The 16,194-nt window shown below is 38.9% G+C and carries 15 protein-coding genes and 1 tRNA gene; 4 read left to right on the top strand and 12 right to left on the bottom strand.

Annotated elements, in window-relative coordinates:
• Window positions 1–30: 30 nt before the first annotated feature.
• Window positions 31–1,026, top strand: a complete 996-nt coding sequence (locus MWJ95_RS11125; RefSeq protein WP_249073008.1) for a metal ABC transporter solute-binding protein, Zn/Mn family — start codon at window positions 31–33, stop codon at window positions 1,024–1,026.
• On the opposite strand, the gene MWJ95_RS11120 is transcribed toward MWJ95_RS11125, so the two are convergent.
• Window positions 989–2,188 (bottom strand): transglutaminase domain-containing protein, encoded by a 1,200-nt coding sequence (locus MWJ95_RS11120; protein WP_249105595.1) that lies wholly within the window; start codon window positions 2,186–2,188, stop codon window positions 989–991. The two genes, MWJ95_RS11125 and MWJ95_RS11120, sit on opposite strands and share 38 nt — an antisense overlap.
• A gap of 472 nt (window positions 2,189–2,660) precedes the next feature.
• Here MWJ95_RS11120 and MWJ95_RS11115 point away from each other — a divergent pair, with 472 nt between their 5' ends.
• On the top strand, window positions 2,661–2,834 hold the full coding sequence (locus tag MWJ95_RS11115) for a hypothetical protein (RefSeq protein ID WP_249105593.1): 174 nt from the start codon (window positions 2,661–2,663) through the stop codon (window positions 2,832–2,834).
• A 40-nt stretch (window positions 2,835–2,874) separates the two neighbouring features.
• On the opposite strand, the gene MWJ95_RS11110 is transcribed toward MWJ95_RS11115, so the two are convergent.
• From MWJ95_RS11110 to MWJ95_RS11085, 6 genes are all read right to left on the bottom strand, one after another.
• A complete protein-coding gene (locus MWJ95_RS11110) occupies window positions 2,875–4,302 on the bottom strand; it encodes an o-succinylbenzoate--CoA ligase (protein WP_249073010.1) in 1,428 nt (475 codons plus the stop codon).
• 79 nt (window positions 4,303–4,381) lie between these two features.
• Complete coding sequence (locus MWJ95_RS11105; RefSeq protein ID WP_249105591.1) at window positions 4,382–4,582, bottom strand: hypothetical protein; 201 nt, start codon at window positions 4,580–4,582, stop codon at window positions 4,382–4,384.
• A gap of 98 nt (window positions 4,583–4,680) precedes the next feature.
• Window positions 4,681–5,499, bottom strand: a complete 819-nt coding sequence (gene menB, locus MWJ95_RS11100) for a 1,4-dihydroxy-2-naphthoyl-CoA synthase (RefSeq protein ID WP_249073012.1) — start codon at window positions 5,497–5,499, stop codon at window positions 4,681–4,683.
• A gap of 228 nt (window positions 5,500–5,727) precedes the next feature.
• Window positions 5,728–6,552 carry a 2-succinyl-6-hydroxy-2,4-cyclohexadiene-1-carboxylate synthase gene (menH, locus tag MWJ95_RS11095; RefSeq protein ID WP_249105589.1) on the bottom strand — a complete coding sequence of 275 codons (825 nt, stop codon included), beginning with the start codon at window positions 6,550–6,552 and terminating at the stop codon, window positions 5,728–5,730.
• Window positions 6,540–8,264, bottom strand: a complete 1,725-nt coding sequence (gene menD / locus MWJ95_RS11090) for a 2-succinyl-5-enolpyruvyl-6-hydroxy-3-cyclohexene-1-carboxylic-acid synthase (protein WP_249073014.1) — start codon at window positions 8,262–8,264, stop codon at window positions 6,540–6,542. The genes menH and menD overlap by 13 nt, the downstream gene beginning before the upstream one ends.
• Entirely contained in the window at window positions 8,257–9,642 is a 1,386-nt protein-coding gene (locus MWJ95_RS11085; protein WP_249105588.1) for an isochorismate synthase, read from the bottom strand. The genes menD and MWJ95_RS11085 overlap by 8 nt, the downstream gene beginning before the upstream one ends.
• An 834-nt stretch (window positions 9,643–10,476) precedes the next feature.
• Between MWJ95_RS11085 and MWJ95_RS11080 the strand changes: the two genes are divergently transcribed.
• Entirely contained in the window at window positions 10,477–11,397 is a 921-nt protein-coding gene (locus MWJ95_RS11080; RefSeq protein WP_249105586.1) for a 1,4-dihydroxy-2-naphthoate polyprenyltransferase, read from the top strand.
• Window positions 11,398–11,410: 13 nt separating this feature from the next.
• Here MWJ95_RS11080 and MWJ95_RS11075 read toward each other — a convergent pair whose 3' ends face one another.
• From MWJ95_RS11075 to MWJ95_RS11060, 4 genes are all read right to left on the bottom strand, one after another.
• Complete coding sequence (locus tag MWJ95_RS11075) at window positions 11,411–12,337, bottom strand: dipeptidase (protein ID WP_249105584.1); 927 nt, start codon at window positions 12,335–12,337, stop codon at window positions 11,411–11,413.
• A gap of 48 nt (window positions 12,338–12,385) precedes the next feature.
• Entirely contained in the window at window positions 12,386–12,835 is a 450-nt protein-coding gene (locus MWJ95_RS11070; protein ID WP_249073018.1) for a TraR/DksA C4-type zinc finger protein, read from the bottom strand.
• A 139-nt stretch (window positions 12,836–12,974) separates the two neighbouring features.
• Window positions 12,975–13,736 (bottom strand): MerR family transcriptional regulator, encoded by a 762-nt coding sequence (locus MWJ95_RS11065; protein ID WP_249105583.1) that lies wholly within the window; start codon window positions 13,734–13,736, stop codon window positions 12,975–12,977.
• 178 nt (window positions 13,737–13,914) lie between these two features.
• Window positions 13,915–15,126, bottom strand: a complete 1,212-nt coding sequence (locus MWJ95_RS11060; protein WP_249073020.1) for a diaminopropionate ammonia-lyase — start codon at window positions 15,124–15,126, stop codon at window positions 13,915–13,917.
• Between the two features lie 157 nt (window positions 15,127–15,283).
• Between MWJ95_RS11060 and MWJ95_RS11055 the strand changes: the two genes are divergently transcribed.
• A complete protein-coding gene (locus MWJ95_RS11055) occupies window positions 15,284–15,922 on the top strand; it encodes an NAD(P)H-binding protein (RefSeq protein WP_249105580.1) in 639 nt (212 codons plus the stop codon).
• Between the two features lie 150 nt (window positions 15,923–16,072).
• On the opposite strand, the gene MWJ95_RS11050 is transcribed toward MWJ95_RS11055, so the two are convergent.
• Window positions 16,073–16,144 (bottom strand) — tRNA-Glu (locus MWJ95_RS11050).
• Window positions 16,145–16,194 lie beyond the last annotated feature (50 nt).

The raw sequence follows: 16,194 nt of genomic DNA, 5'->3' as shown, positions 1-16,194 counted from the left end.
GATTACTATTTGAAAGAGGTAAACTATTAAATGAAAAAAGTATTGTTGTTATGTTTAGTTGCAGTTCTTGCCCTATTCACTGCTGCCTGTGGGGATAAATCATCTACATCCAAACAGTCAGAGACAAAGGATAAATTAACAATTTACACAACTGTTTATCCATTAAGTTATTTTGCACAACGAATCGGTGGCGATTTTGTAGAGGTTTCTTCTATTTACCCTGCCGGCGCCAATGAGCACACATTCGAGCCAACACAAAAGGATATGATGAAATTAGCAGATGCTAATATATTTTTCTATATCGGCTTAGGGCTAGAGGGCTTTGTTGAAAATGCCAAAAAAACTCTAGCAAATGAAGATGTAACCATGGTGGCAACTGCAGATCAGGTTTCAGATGAAAAATTAGCTATAAGCACTGGTCACACACATGATGATGAAGAAGAAGCACATCATGATCACGAAGACGGACATGGGCATGATGATCATGATCACGGTAATGTAGATCCACATGTTTGGTTATCACCAACTATCAGTCAAGACTTAGCACTTTCCATTAAAAACACTCTAGTTGAAAAAATGCCAGAACAAAAAGCTACATTTACAGCTAACTATGAGGCATTGGTAAAAGAACTACAGGATTTAGACAGCGAATTTAAAGCTATGGCGGATAAAGCGCAAGAGAAGACGTTCTTCGTATCACATGCAGCATTTGGCTATATCGCAGGACAATACGGCTTAAAACAAGTTCCAATAGCAGGTTTAAACTCACAAAATGAGCCTTCTCAAAAAGAACTTACGGCGATTGTTGATAAAGCAAATGATTTGCATGTCCACTACATTTTATTCGAGCAAAATGTCTCTTCTAAACTAGCTGAGGTTATCCAAAAAGAGGTTGGAGCAGAGTCTCTTGTCTTACACAATTTAAGCGTTTTAACAGCAGACGATGTAAAGAATAATGAAACTTACTTCACGCTTATGAAAAAAAATATTAACACTTTAAATACCGCATTAGACGCTCACAAATAAATGAGTAAGGAGGTACCCCGAAAATCGTTTGGGGTACCTCCTTTATTATGACGTACTTTTCTTGCGGCATTCGTTTTTCCGTTCTATAAATACTACTAAGCCCATTTTTCTTATCGATAGCATGTTGTATGATCCTTCGATTTACTTGGGCTATATTCCTTTCTAAAATAATTGGATCCCATTCATTTAAATGGACCTGAACAGGATAATCGCTTTTATTACCTTTGAAAAACAATCTAGGCTGTTCTATTAATTGTTTTACTGTTTGTTTATTTTTACTTAAAACAGCTAGCCCTTTATCAAAGGTAAAATGACTACCTATTATTGGTTTAGAAAGAACATCAACCTTATTCGTTTTTTGTAAATCCATATAGGCTTCGCTTGTAGCTGCTGGGAAACTCGTATAGTCCCAAGTGTGATCCTGTGCTAGTTGGCGATCAGAAACTAAAAAATAATTATAACGTACCTCACCCTTACGATCAGGTAATGGATCATCCCAAGTAACATCGATATGGTACCATGCATTGTCAAGCTTCACCAACACCCAGGCATGCAGTTGTTCCCCTACTTTTCCTGGCACATATTGTACCTCTAAGCCTAGCACCTCTAACATTCGATAAAGCACTAGGGCATATGCCTGACAAACTCCCTTGTTTTCTGTAAGTAATGTATAGGGAGAATATTGACTTCCTTTGGTTTCCTTAGAATATTCAGTAGTTAAAACGATAAAATCATGTGCAGCCTGTATTTTCTGCAATTCACTTAATCCATGCATAGGCGCAATAATATTCGTCAAAGTCTGTTCTACAATTGCCTCCTCTTCTTGTGAAATATGATAGGTAAACTCAAATCTAATGACAATATTATTTGCATAGCCATCATATTTCCATTTAAAACTAGAAATATTGGCATAAATATATGGATCCTGAATCGCATGTTTAATAAGCTCTGATAGTTCATCTTCTATTTCCGATGTTTTACCAGTATAACGAATGTCAAATTTAGTAGATAATTGTATGACTTGTTCTTGAATTAGATATTGTAGTGATTCTATTGAATTGGCAGTTGCAATATTCTTTTCTTCATAGTTTGCGAATACTTGCACATGACTCATTTGTAGAACAAATACTATAATGACAACATTATATATATATTTTCTCATCTGAGTCATTCTCCTTTACTAACTAGTTTATGCCTGTCATTTTTTATTATGTTAATGAATGATTAATTTAATCCTAAAAGTTTACTAAAAATGACTCTTAAAATGAATAAAAGAAGCCTTCTTATAAATGAAGGCTTCCCTTTATTCTGTTGAAAAAAACTATTTTTTAGATGCAAAACGAGCAGTTGATGTCCGTTCCGGCTGGGCGCTTTATAGCTGCTGTCGCTTCGCTTTCAGGAGTTATCGCCCAACTTTTAAATTTTATCTACCAACTTTCACGTTTTATCTACCAACTTCTGAATTTTATCGACCAACTTTCACGTTTTATCACCTAACTTTTAATTTTTATCGACATCCACCTTCCAAAGAGCAAAAAGGATTCACACACAAAACTGTGCGTGAATCCCTTTACTTTTTCATATAGCGTTCTTTCTTAATTGCACAAATTAAAAATTCTACGCCCACGAAGTCATTGTCACAGGACGTGACGCACTTAGCCTTCGTTCCGATAGCGAAACATCAGCTACAAATGTTTTCTGTAGCGAAAGCGAAGCGTCAGCTACAAATGTTTTCTGTAGCGAAAGCGAAGCGTCAGCTACAAATGTTTTCTGTAGCGAAAGCGAAGCGTCAGCTACAAAGTGAGTAGCCCTGCAACGGAAATCGCCTAGACGTTCATAATCATTTTGTTATTTGTCCATTAATTTTCTACGAAGTAGCTTATTGGCGCCATTTCGTGGGAGCTCGTCCGTAACAATAATCTCTTTTGGTATTTTATATTTCGCTAGCTTCTTTTGACAAAATGCTTGTAATTGGTCCACCTGTGTTTCTTCTTTTAATACAACAAAGGCGATTGGTACCTGTCCCCACTTATCATCATCGATGCCGCACACTCCTGCTTCCTTAACAGCTGGATGGGTAAGTAGCACATTTTCAATTTCAGCAGGGTAAATATTTTCACCACCTGAAATAATTAAATCAGCCCGACGATCAATGACGAACAAATAACCTTCTTCATCTATATAGCCAATATCCCCAGTATGGAGCCAGCCATCAATCGTTGCATCTTTTTGGGCAAAACGACCAATGTACCCTGGTGTAACATGTGGGCCACGTATGCAAATTTCTCCTTCACCATTGTCATTTGGCTCAGCAATGCGAATTTGATTAAAAAATAAAGGTTTTCCGGCTGAACCAATTTTCCGCATCGCATCTTCATTTGCTAATGTTGCAGTTTGTGACGATGTTTCAGTCATACCATACGTTTGAGCTACAGCTAAATTTAATGCATGAGCTCTCTTTAAATAATCTACTGGCACAGGTCCACCACCCGCTAGCATCATTTTAAACTTCGGTGAGGCTTGTGCGTGTTTCTGTTCAAGGGTATGTAGAATTCTTTCCAATGTGACACCGACTACTGACATATGCGTAACCTCGCCATCTATTATATTTTTAGAAATGGCTTCTGCATCAAATTGATCATATAAATGCACTTTATTGCCATACAACAGTGAACGCACTAAAATTGAAAAGCCACTAATATGAAAAAGTGGGACAGCGCATAACCAAGTATCATCCACATGTAAACCCAAATTTAAAACGGAGGCAGTTGCACTTGCCTGGTGATTTCCTACTGTTTGACAAACGCCCTTTGGAAAACCAGTCGTACCAGATGTGTACATAATCGATGTTGTTTGGTTTAAAGACCATTCTTTCGTTATATTAATAGCCGTTTCTGTACTTTTTTCTATAGTAGAAAACAAATAATAAGATGTATGTGGTGGTAATTTTTCAATATCCTCGTCCGCAATTAATACTGCCATAGCCCCCGAATCCTCTAGCTGATAGGCAATTTCATCCTGTGTTAACCTACGATTTAGCATAACCATTTCACATTGTAAATGCATACATGCATACATCATAATGACAAGAGTTGGCTTACTCGGCCCCATTATTGCAATACGATCGCCTTGCTTAATATCTAGTGCTGTAAGTTGACGAGCACGTTTTAAAGATAAATCATTTAATTCTTGAAATGTCCAAGTCTGCCCGTTATATGTTAAACCATTTCGTAAAGGTGTTAAATATGCTCGCTGTAAAATCCAATTTAGATACATCAATTTTTTCCTCCAATCAGCCTTAATCTTACCGTTTCATGACAGCATCCGTCTATCTGTCAGTTACGAAATTTATTTATTACTCCGATGAGGCAATCCGTTTGCTTTGCATGGGTTCTGTCGTTTCGGTATGATGTTCCGCCGTCAAAACAGGGTGGTCCGCCACTAAAGCAGGTTGTTCCGCCGCTAAAGCAAGATCTTCCGCCGCTAAAGCCGGTGCTTCCGCCGCTAAAGCCAGATATTCCGGCGCCAAACCATGTTGTTCCGCCGCTTTAAACATTCTGTTCATCACTCTAAAGAGTCTACCCGTCTCGGCCCTTTAGATATACAAAAAGCTCGTATCTCATTAAGATACGAGCCGTTGAACGTTTCAGATAATCAAGGGAATCTTGGGAATTGACCGAAATCTGGTTGACGTTTTTCTTTAAATGCGTCACGACCTTCTTTAGCTTCATCTGTTGTGTAGTAAAGAAGAGTTGCGTCGCCAGCCATTTGTTGAAGACCTGCTAAACCGTCTGTATCTGCATTCATTGCTGCTTTTAAGAAGCGTAGGGCAGTTGGTGACATTTGTAGCATTTCTTCACACCATTGTACAGTTTCATCTTCCAATTGCTCATAAGGAACAACTGTATTAACTAATCCCATATCAAGTGCTTGCTGTGCATCATATTGACGGCAAAGGTACCAAATTTCACGCGCCTTTTTGTGACCAATAATACGTGCAAGATAGCCTGAGCCATACCCAGCATCGAATGAACCAACTTTTGGTCCAGTTTGTCCAAAACGAGCGTTGTCAGCTGCAATTGTTAAGTCACAGACAACGTGTAATACGTGTCCTCCACCGATTGCATAACCTGCTACCATCGCTACTACAGGTTTTGGAATAACACGGATTAAACGTTGTAAATCAAGAACGTTTAAACGTGGAATTTCATCTTCACCAACATAGCCGCCATGACCGCGTACTTTTTGGTCTCCACCTGAACAGAAGGCATGTTCACCTTCACCAGTTAAAATGATAACTCCAACATTTTTGTCATCACGTGCACGTGAAAAAGCGTCGATCATTTCCATAACCGTTTTTGGTCGGAATGCGTTACGCACTTCTGGACGGTTAATCGTAATTTTTGCGATACCGTTAAAGAACTCATACTTAATGTCTTCATAAGTATGTAAACTAGTCCATTGACGTGTCATTGAATTGCCCCCTAATCATAAATTCGTCTCGTTCTAAATCGAGGCGATAACGTAAAAATTTTATTACAACAATTATGCCTCGGCATAATTGCGTCTGGAATCGGCTTTGTTCAAGCACAGAGAATTCCTTTCCGATTCCGTGACATCCGCCGGAGGCTTTAGGCCAGCATGATGCTGGTCACTCAGGCGTTTTCACAGGATGTGAAGTTCTTAGCCTGAGTTCCCCTTTCAGCTACTGTTGAAAGAAGTTAAATACTCCTCTACTATTGTAGCAAACTCAGCGGGATTTTCCACATGAATTGCATGCCCTGCGTCAATTACTGTCGTATGCTTGGCATTTTTTAATAACGCTTTCATTTCTTGTGCGATTTTACAAAATTTCGCATCCAGTGAACCTGTTATTAAAAGAACAGGAAATTCAAGCTTCTCCAACGACATCCAATTTGATGGCTGACTGCCTGTACCAATCCCTTGTAAGCTACCTGCCAAGCCTTCCTCCTTCTGAGAAAGACGTTCTAACCGAATCGCCTCTTGTACATTGTTTGGTAAACGCTTTTGAGATTCAAACAAAGGAATGTTTTCCCATGCATGAACAAATGATAACAAACCGTTATTCATTATTTTTTCAGCTAGAGCGTTATCCCTCTCACAACGTTCAGAACGTTCCTTTGAAGTTCGTAAACCTGGCGAAGCGCTTTCTAAAATTAACTTTTCAATGCGTTCAGGGTAAGAAATTGCATACGATAATGCCACTCTTCCTCCCATCGAATAACCTAGCAGCGTAAATTTTTTGAGCTGCAGCTGGCAAAAAACTTCTTCCAAATCTCGGATTTGTTCTTGCATAGAGAAACGGCTTATTTGCTGAGGTATTGCAGTTTGACCATGCCCAATTAAATCAATAGCAATAACCCGTACACTATGTAGAGCTTTCGCCAAATTTCGCCATGTAGCCGAACTACCTGTAAAACCATGCAATGCAACGAGCGTTTGCTCCGCTTCTTCATTCCAGATTTCTACGTATGTTTCAAGCCCTCGAATCCTTAGCTTTGCCATGCTTTTAACCCTGCATTAATTCGATTCCATAGTGCCCGATGCGCATACACATTTTCCTCTCGATTCGTGAAAATTTCAATTAAGCGCATTGGTCGTTTTTTCATAGTAGTGAATCTTACTGATAGCTCTGAAATATCATCTACGCGTAGATAGTCCATATCGTACATATTGGCAATATCATGGAATTTCAGGGCAGTTGGCGTACCAAACAAATCTTCATAATGTGCCTCAACTGTAGATTGTGGTAAATAAGAGAAAATACCGCCGCCATCATTATTCATAACAATAACTGTCAAATTGCATTCCTGATATCTTGAAGCAATGAGACCGTTGACATCATGTAAAAAGGCTAAATCACCAATCAGCAAGTAGGTTTCTCGGTTATTTCCTTGACTAAAGCCCATGGCAGTTGATACGACACCATCAATACCATTCGTTCCACGATTCGCAATTATACGAATATCTTTTGGTGTTGCCATTAAAAACGTATCAATATCACGCACTGGCATACTGCTACTAACAAAAATATCACTGCCATTAGGAATCATTTTTAGTAATCGACTTACCATTGCTCCCTCATCAATCGCACCCTCAGCATAATGTTCAATATATTCAAGTGCAATATCATTAGCATCCTGCCACTCAGCTAAATACTCCGATTCTAGAGCTGTTTCAGAGATTTCTAATTGCGTGAGCCACTCCCCAATACTTGCATGCACAAAATGAGTAGACACACCTGTAGCATCACGGAACATTGGATCCTCATCGACAACAATATAAGCTTTTGGCTGAGATTTAGTAATAAATTGCATGATAAATTTAGAAACGGGCTGTGCTCCTAAACGTAGTACCGTCTCTGGTTCAACTAATTTTTTAAAATCTTCACTTTTCATAATGGCATCATACGTCGTAATTACATATGGCAGACAATCCTCTGGGACAGCTGAGCGCATATTGGATAAACTCTCGACAATGACCGGCCATTTTAATTGACGAACAAACTCCCACATAACGGTTAAATCTGTACCGAGTGCTAACTCACCAATAATAATAAAGCCTCTTTTGGTTGAACTTAAAATCTTCGATAACTCTTGTTGAGTTTCCATTGAAGGTATTAACTGCCCCATACTACTATGCTTGAATGTCGCTTCTGGAAGTTCCTCTCGAAAATCAATCAACAAAGGTTCTCTGAACGGTACATTAATATGCACGGGTCCAAATGGTGCGCTCATTGCCACTGCCACTGCACGTGCAATATGGCGCTCGATAAACGGCAATGTTGGGGCTGCACCATCTGCCAACGGGAAATCCACGCTCCATTTGACTTGTGACCCATATAAATTCGGTTGATTAATAGCCTGTGGTGCTCCCACCTCTCGCAATTCATGTGGACGATCAGCTGTCATGACAATTAACGGCACACGGGCATAGCTTGCCTCAACAATAGCAGGGAAATAGTTTGCAGCAGCAGTTCCCGATGTACATAAAAGAACAACAGGTTTTGCTGTAGCCTTTGCAATCCCTAGCGCAAAAAAGGCAGCAGATCGTTCATCAACCTGGCGATACATATTGAGCTGCTTTGTTGAAGCAAATGCATACGCTAAAGGTGTCGAACGTGAGCCAGGGCTGACAACAACGTTTTCAACACCAGCTTGCACTAGCGATGCTACCATTTTATAAACATAGTCCGTTAAAATTTTTCGTTCACTCATGTAATTGTCCTCCTAGCGCACGAAGCATTGGACGGAATTTCACTAATGTTTCCTCATATTCAGATTGTGGCTCTGAATCTGCTACAATACCGCCACCTGCATATAAATAAGCTTTATCATTAAGTAAAGCAGCCGAACGAATGGCCACTGCAAATTCCCCATTACCTTCAGCATCTACCCAACCAATTGGAGCAGCGTAAAGCCCACGATTCATAGGCTCGTATTTACGTATAGCTGCCATTGCCTCTATTCTTGGTACACCACCTAAAGCTGGTGTTGGATGCAAAGATTTTGTCAGTTGTAATATTGTCGCCTCACTATTTAACTGACCTTCAACAGGTGTATATAAGTGTTGTATATCTCTAATTTTTAGTAGACGAGGGCTATCCGGTATTGTCATCTCGACACAATTTTTACGGAAAGTTTCCGCAATCATATCGACCACATATTGATGCTCGCCGCCATTTTTCGAATCATTTAATAAGCTTTGTCCATAAGCTTCATCTTCCTCTGCTGTCTTACCACGTTTAATAGAGCCTGCAACACAAGATGAAAAGGCGCGGCCCTTTTCTACTTTTACAAGACGTTCAGGGGACGCACCAAAGAACAATAATTCTTGATGCTCTAAACCAAATAAATAGCTCTCTGGCTGCTCGTGAATAATTTGTGATAGTACCTGTGGTGAAGAAACTTGTTCTTTAAATTGCAATGCTAGTGAGCGTGCAATTACAACTTTATCTGCCTTCTTTTGCTTAATCAATGCTGTTACTTGTTCGATTGAAGCTAAATATGGCTCTTTATATGGCTCAAAATAACTTGTGATTTCAGGCTTTGAATATGTTTTTACTTCTTTTACCTGAGCAGCATGAATTAAATGATCTCGCTCTTTACGAAGCGCTTCAAATTGAGATTCTGCCTGCCCATCTTTTGAAATAAGGTGAATACTTACAAACGCTTTGTCATCACGGATGACAAGTTGATAGGTTGCAAGTGCAAAATAAGCCTCTGGAAAGTCTGTCCACTCCCCAGTTACATCATTTTGTGGATCGAATGTAAATCCGCCAAACAAAATCGGTTGTAGCTCACTTTGTCCCTTAACACAGTTTTTCGTTAAATTTTTCCATTCCGCTTCAACTGCATCGAAGCGATCATTTTTGGCGTTATGTTGAATTGTATAGGCATGTCCTAGCCCGACTAATGTCATTGTTTTTTCTCTATTTTGCCAATAAAATCGTTCACCTTTATAGTGCTCCTCACCCGCCGCATAAAATGCAAGCGCCGATAAGCGACTTACCTCAATAGTTTCCATATAAAAATGAAGGCTTTGGCCCAAAGAGTCCACTTCTACCTCTGTGGCTTGGTACCACTTCTGTTGCATGAAAATTACCTCCGTTGTTGCAATGTACATAATGAATGACGCACGTTATGTTTTGTACTCGTTCTACACTTTCTCATAAATATCAACTGCTTTGGCTTTTCTTTGGATCATCACCAAAACGTGTGTTGATTTCCATTCCAACTGGGCACTTTGTTGCTGTCGCTTCGCTTTCGCACAGTTAAAACATTTGTTGCTGTCGCTTCGCTTTCGCACAGTTAAAACATTTGTTGCTGTCGCTTCGCTTTCGCACAGTTAAAACATTTGTTGCTGTCGCTTCGCTTTCGCACAGTTAAAACACTTGTTGCTGCCGCTTCGCTTTCGCACAGTTAAAACATTTGTTGCTGCCGCTTCGCTTTCGCACAGTTAAAACATTTGTTGCTGCCGCTTTGCTTTCGCTACAGATAAAACATTGCTGCTGACGCTTAGCTTTCGCTACAGATAAAACATTTGTTGCTGTCGCACAAAGCAGAGCTTCCTGGGGGCGCCCAGTCGTAACGAAGATCAACTTATTTACAAAGTAGACGTTTTAATCCAAACTTTTGGTGATGAACCTTTTCTTTAAAACAAATTGACCAAAACTTTGCATATTGACATAAGCATTTGTACTTTTTCACATCATATTTTTTTCTTAATATAGCCGTCATTTTTTTATTGCTAGCCTATTCTTCGTACTGTTGCTATTATCTTAATTATTATTTTCAGTTCATAAATGCATGTTCTATTGTATCATTTTTTTCACTTGAACTGTATGTAATAAGCTGTGAACCTACCCAATTTCTCATTCTTCGTATAAAATAAGAATAGTCTACAACATTTGAAGGAGAGAAAGACCTTATGACCAAAGTCATTGAAGCTGATAGGGGTTTTAAAGTTTGGTGGCATTTAACACGTCCACATACTTTAACCGCTTCATTCGTTCCAGTATTTTTAGGAACAGCAATTGCCCTAGCAATTGAAAAACAACCAATTGATTTTGGACTATTTTTTGCTATGCTCATTGCGAGTATGCTTATACAAGCAGCAACAAATATGTTCAATGAATATTACGATTACAAACTAGGATTAGACAATGAAAATTCTGTCGGTATCGGCGGAACGATTGTACGTCACGGTGTTCAACCAAAAACAATTATGATGATTGCCTTAAGCTTCTATGCAATTGCCATGCTACTTGGCATTTACATATGTGCCTCAACCTCTTGGTGGCTTGCTGCTGTCGGACTTGTTTGTATGCTAATTGGTTTTTTATATACTGGAGGACCTTATCCAATAGCCTATTCACCATTCGGAGAACTAGTATCCGGCGCTGTTATGGGAATGGGTATTGTCTTAATCGCCTTTTATATTCAAACGCTTACTGTGACACTTGATGCTGTTTTACTTTCAATACCAAGTATGATTTTAGTAGGGGCTATCATGCTGTCCAACAATATCCGAGATATCGTTGGCGATACAGAGGGTGGTCGAAAAACGCTTGCTATCTTAGTAGGCCGAGATAATGCCATTTCTGTGCTATCTGGCTTTTTTATCGTTTCGTACTTATGGGTCATTGCTCTTGTAGCCATTGATGGTATTACTTTTTGGGCTCTAATCATTTTCTTAAGTGTTCCAAAGCCACTTCGTGCGATTCAAATTTTCCGCGATAAAAAAGAAGCGAAAGAAGTGATGCCTGCGATGAAATTTACAGCGCAAACAAATACATTCTTCGGCTTCCTCTTAGGAATTGGTTTGTTAATTCAATGTTTCTTTTATTAAAAATGTAGCAACCTTAACAGGTTGCTACATTTTTTACATAGTGTCGAAAATTATTACTTGCAATACCAAGAACTTCTTCATTTGAAAAATGCTCACGTAATGCCTCTAACAAATTCTGTGCCTCTCCAGCGTGTGCTAATCCTTTTACAGTTGCATCTATTCCATCAAAGTCAGAACCTACTCCTAGGTGCTCTACCCCTACGATATTCGCTAGATGTTTCACATGCGCTACTAAATCATCTATCGTAGCATTGTCATGGATAAAATGCGGGTAGTAAACGACATGAATATGCCCTCCATGCTCGACAAGCGCTTTTGCCTGCGCATCCGTTAAATTTCTTGGATGATCGCAAATTGCACGTGCATTACTATGGCTCGCAATAATATGCTTCGCTAATGGCAAGACATCCCAGAAGCTCTGCTCATTTAAATGTGAGACATCAATAATAATATCTCTCTCATTGAGCAAGTTTATAACCTCTTTACCAAATGGTTTTAAACCAAGGCTTGCATCCTGTTCAGCACCGTGGGCCGCAGCATTTTCTTCATTCCACGTTAGACCAACAAGCTTCACACCTGCATCTAATATCGCAGAGAGCTTTGCTAAATCTTCTCCGATTGGACCACAGCCCTCTAAGCTTAAAATTGCACCTATTTCATGCGGCGCTAAAGTATCTAATTGCGACCAATCCGTAATATGCACCATACCCTCAGTTTGTAATACATGCGTATGGAAGGCTTCAATTTGCCGCACTGCCTCTAAAAACTGCATACTTTGCGGGGTTTTAGGATTAATAAAAATAGCAAATACTTGTGCCTTCACAAGCCCTAATTGTAATCTCTCCCGATTAGCTTGCAATCGAGCATCATCTTCAAATTTCGCTGCTTCTAAAGTTGTTAATTTCAATAGCGCATCACAGTGTAAATCAATTATATCCATACTCTCACCTCATACAGCTATTATACTGCCTGTGAGTGAAAATGCTTACTAACTTTTATCTTGAGGTGTGTCAGAAGAGCCAAACTCCTCAAGTTCTATGAAATCATCTGATTTTGGCGTAGAAGACAACACATCTTCCTCAACCGGCCTTAAATCGTCATCCATTTTTTCTGCATGCTCAACACATGTCAATGCTTCCGGCTTAGCTTCTAAGCGACCAATAGGAATCTCTTCACTACATATAGCGCATTTGCCATAAGTACCATCCTCCATCGCCTGCAATGCATGTTTTATTTCTTCAGCATGATCACCGCGGTGCTCATCAATCACCATTTCCGTAAGCTTATCCGTTAAATCACTTGCATTGTCAGCTGGGTGATTGTCATAATTAGAAAGCTCTGTCGCTACTGGACGCTCTGATTCTTCAATTTGTTGTTCTATTTCCTTTAGCTCTTGCTCTAATTGCCTTCTGAATTTTTCTAATACTTGTGGGTCCAAAAAAATCTCCTCCTCATGCTTTCATTTTTTCCTAAATTAATATTTCTAAAACATTAAAGCATGAGAAGGAATCACTTATTTTTTTGTATAATTATTTATTCACAAATGTTTTCTGTAGCGAAAGCGAAGCGAGCTATCATTAGGCCAACGTGAAATTGAGAATGGCATCATGTAAAAATTGTGCTGCTCCTTTCGTAACACGTTCATCGTAATAAGCTGAAAAACGTTCATCCGCTACATACCTCTGTGCTATACCTGCATGCGCTTCCTTAGAATATTGTGACCATGAAAAGCTAAGCCAACGTTTATGAAGCTCTGCTACCTCCATCGCCACATCATTGGTTGTATCACCGATTGCCATCGCCTCTTTTAAACGGGCAAATAATTGCTGTTCTAGCTGCTGCATAGCCTCATACTGTTCCTCGGTCATATTCATCAACTTAGCATTCGATGCATCAACAGTCTTGTCACCATAATTTGCACGAATTTCTTGACCATATTGCTTTTCATTTTCCTCGATTAGTTTCTCTTTTAAACCGTTAAATTTCTCTTCGTTTGTCATTGGTTGTTCCTCCTCAATAGATTGAATAGTTTTTTCCACTGTTTGTAAAATTTTTTCCAGCTGCTCCTTGCGTTTCAGTAAAACGACACGATGAGTTTTGAGTGCCTCAGTTTGTTGAAAATCAGGTGCCTGTATAATTTCCTTAATGTTTGCTAACTTCATATCTAATGTTCTATAAAATAAAATTTGCTGAAGCATATCAACTTCAAACTGTCCATAAAAACGATAGCCTACCTCATTGGTTCTTGCCGGTTTCAGTAGTCCAATTTCATCGTAATAACGAAGTGTTCTTGTGCTAACTCCGGATAATTGAGCGAGCTCTTGAATTGTATATTCCATACTTTTCACCTCCAGTAAAACTACTGTAAATCTTTACGCAACGTGAAGGTCAAGAAAAAAATAAAAAAAATTGACTCATTGTTGAATTGATTCCATTCCGACTAAGTGCTCACCTATGGAATGAATGAAAAAAGCAAACTAGAACGTTTTAAATCACTAGTTTGCTCTATTTCTTCAATTACCTTTTTGCATACTTGCCATGCCACACAATATTTCTATAGTTACCTACATCTGTGTCACCTTCAGTATTAATAAACAATACCCGAGAATTTTCATCTAATTGTAGTGTATCCTTCAGCTCTGTATAGTGCTCATTTGTCATCAATTCATAAAAACATCCAACCGGGGCAGCTCCCGATTCCCCAGCAATAATTCGTGGGTCTGTTGCTAATGGATTTCCAAGAATGCGCATACCTGTAGCTGCAACTTCCTCATCGCAGCAAATGCTCACCTTCGTATAAGTCTTCAATAAATCCCAAGCAAGTGGATTCGGCTCACCACAAGCAAGACCTGCCATAATTGTTTGCATCTCTCCACCAACCGTTACAAAATGCTCAGTTCCTGCCTTAAAGCTCTCATAATAGCAATTCGCTACAAAAGGCTCAACCAAGACAACTGTAATCTCTTGCTCATAATACTGTTGTAAAAAAGCTACAACTGCCCCTGCAAAAGATCCAACCCCAGCCTGTAAAAATACATGGGTAGGTGCTTTTTCCAACTGCAGGGTAGCTTCTTTTATTAGAGTTGTATAGCCTTGCATAATCCATAACGGAATTTCCTCATAGCCTTCCCACATCGTATCCTGAATAATGACCCAGTCATTTTCTGCTGCTAACTGTGAAGTATAACGAACTGTATCATCATAATTCATTGTCGTTATTTCAGCATATGCACCTTCATTTTTAATATTTTGGAGGCGCTCCTCTGCACTACCGGCTGGCATATAAATGCGTGCTTTCAAACCAAGCTCTCTAGCAGCCCAAGCTACTCCACGACCATGATTACCATCTGTCGTAGAAATAAAGGTTAAGTCCCCTAGCTGCTCCTTTACTTCTGGTGATTTAAGCTGCTCAAACGATAGCTCATCAATTTTTCTATCTAACTTTTTCGCTACGTACTGACCAATTGCATATACGCCACCTAATACTTTAAATGCATTTAAACCAAATCGATAAGATTCATCTTTAACAAACATACCTTGTACTCCAACAAGCGATGCAAAAGCATTTAAATTATGTAATGGTGTGCTTTCAAATTTCTCATATGTACGCTGAAATCTACCAACACAATTCACTTGTTCCAGTGAAAAGTTATGTAGTAAAGATACTGCTTGTTCCACGTTCTTCTGTAACAAATATTGTTGGTTGTTCGTCCATAATAATTTTCCCATCCATATCCCCCTAGTTTTTGCTCTATTTTCATCTTAGCTTATAGAATCACAAAACAAAATACCACAAATATTACAAACTTTAGTAAAAAGCAAAAATTTGAATCTTTTTGATGAGATCACTCGTATATATACCATTATATTTATTTGGAGGTATATAATGGATAACCCCTATAAGATAGCGATCATTGGAGGAACAGGAAAAGTAGGAAGGCATATAGCAACGCAAGCAATTCAAAAAGGATATCACGTTCGAATGCTTGTTAGAAATCCGGAAAAGTTACTGTATAAAAATGATGCAATTGAAATCGTAAAAGGGCAAGTACAGGATATAGAAAACATCCGAGAACTACTTAAAGATTGCCAAGTTGTTATTAATACATTTGGACAACCATCTAAAGAGGAACCTATTTATAGCAAAGTTACTACTACTATCTTTAATGTGATGGAAGATCAAAACATTAGTCGCTATATAGGAGTTTCCGGAGGCTCTTTAACGATTAAAGAGGACAAAAAAAGCATGATGAATCGTTTTGGCGCAAAGATGTTTGAAGTTTTCTTTTCGAAAATGTTGCAAGATAAGAAATTGGAATGGGAATTTTTATTAAATAATAAACAGATTAACTGGACACTAATTAGATTGCCGTTTGTAAAAGATAGCTTAACATCCAATCAGATAAAAGAAAACCTCACGGATATGCCTGGTACAAAAATAACGAATCAAGATATAGCTACCTTTATCATTGATCATATAGATCATTCAAAATATGTGCACAAAGCACCGTTTATCTCCCATTAGTGGTGTTATGGGAGATAAATGAGAAAAGCTTTCTTTGTGAATGCTAAAAATCCCTTTAGTGGAAAATATAATAACACCTTAGCACATAGTTTGATAAAGTATCAAAAAAAAAATGCAGTAGATGTAGTTACCATCTACTGCATTTTAGTATGACCCGTACGGGATTCGAACCCGTGTTACCGCCGTGAAAGGGCAGTGTCTTAACCACTTGACCAACGGGCCAATGGCGGAGAAGGAGGGATTTGAACCCTCGCGCCGGTTACCCGACCTAC

Source organism: Lysinibacillus sp. Bpr_S20 (genome assembly GCF_023337835.1).
Taxonomy (GTDB): domain Bacteria; phylum Bacillota; class Bacilli; order Bacillales_A; family Planococcaceae; genus Lysinibacillus.
This window is presented reverse-complemented; position numbering and strand designations above follow the sequence as displayed.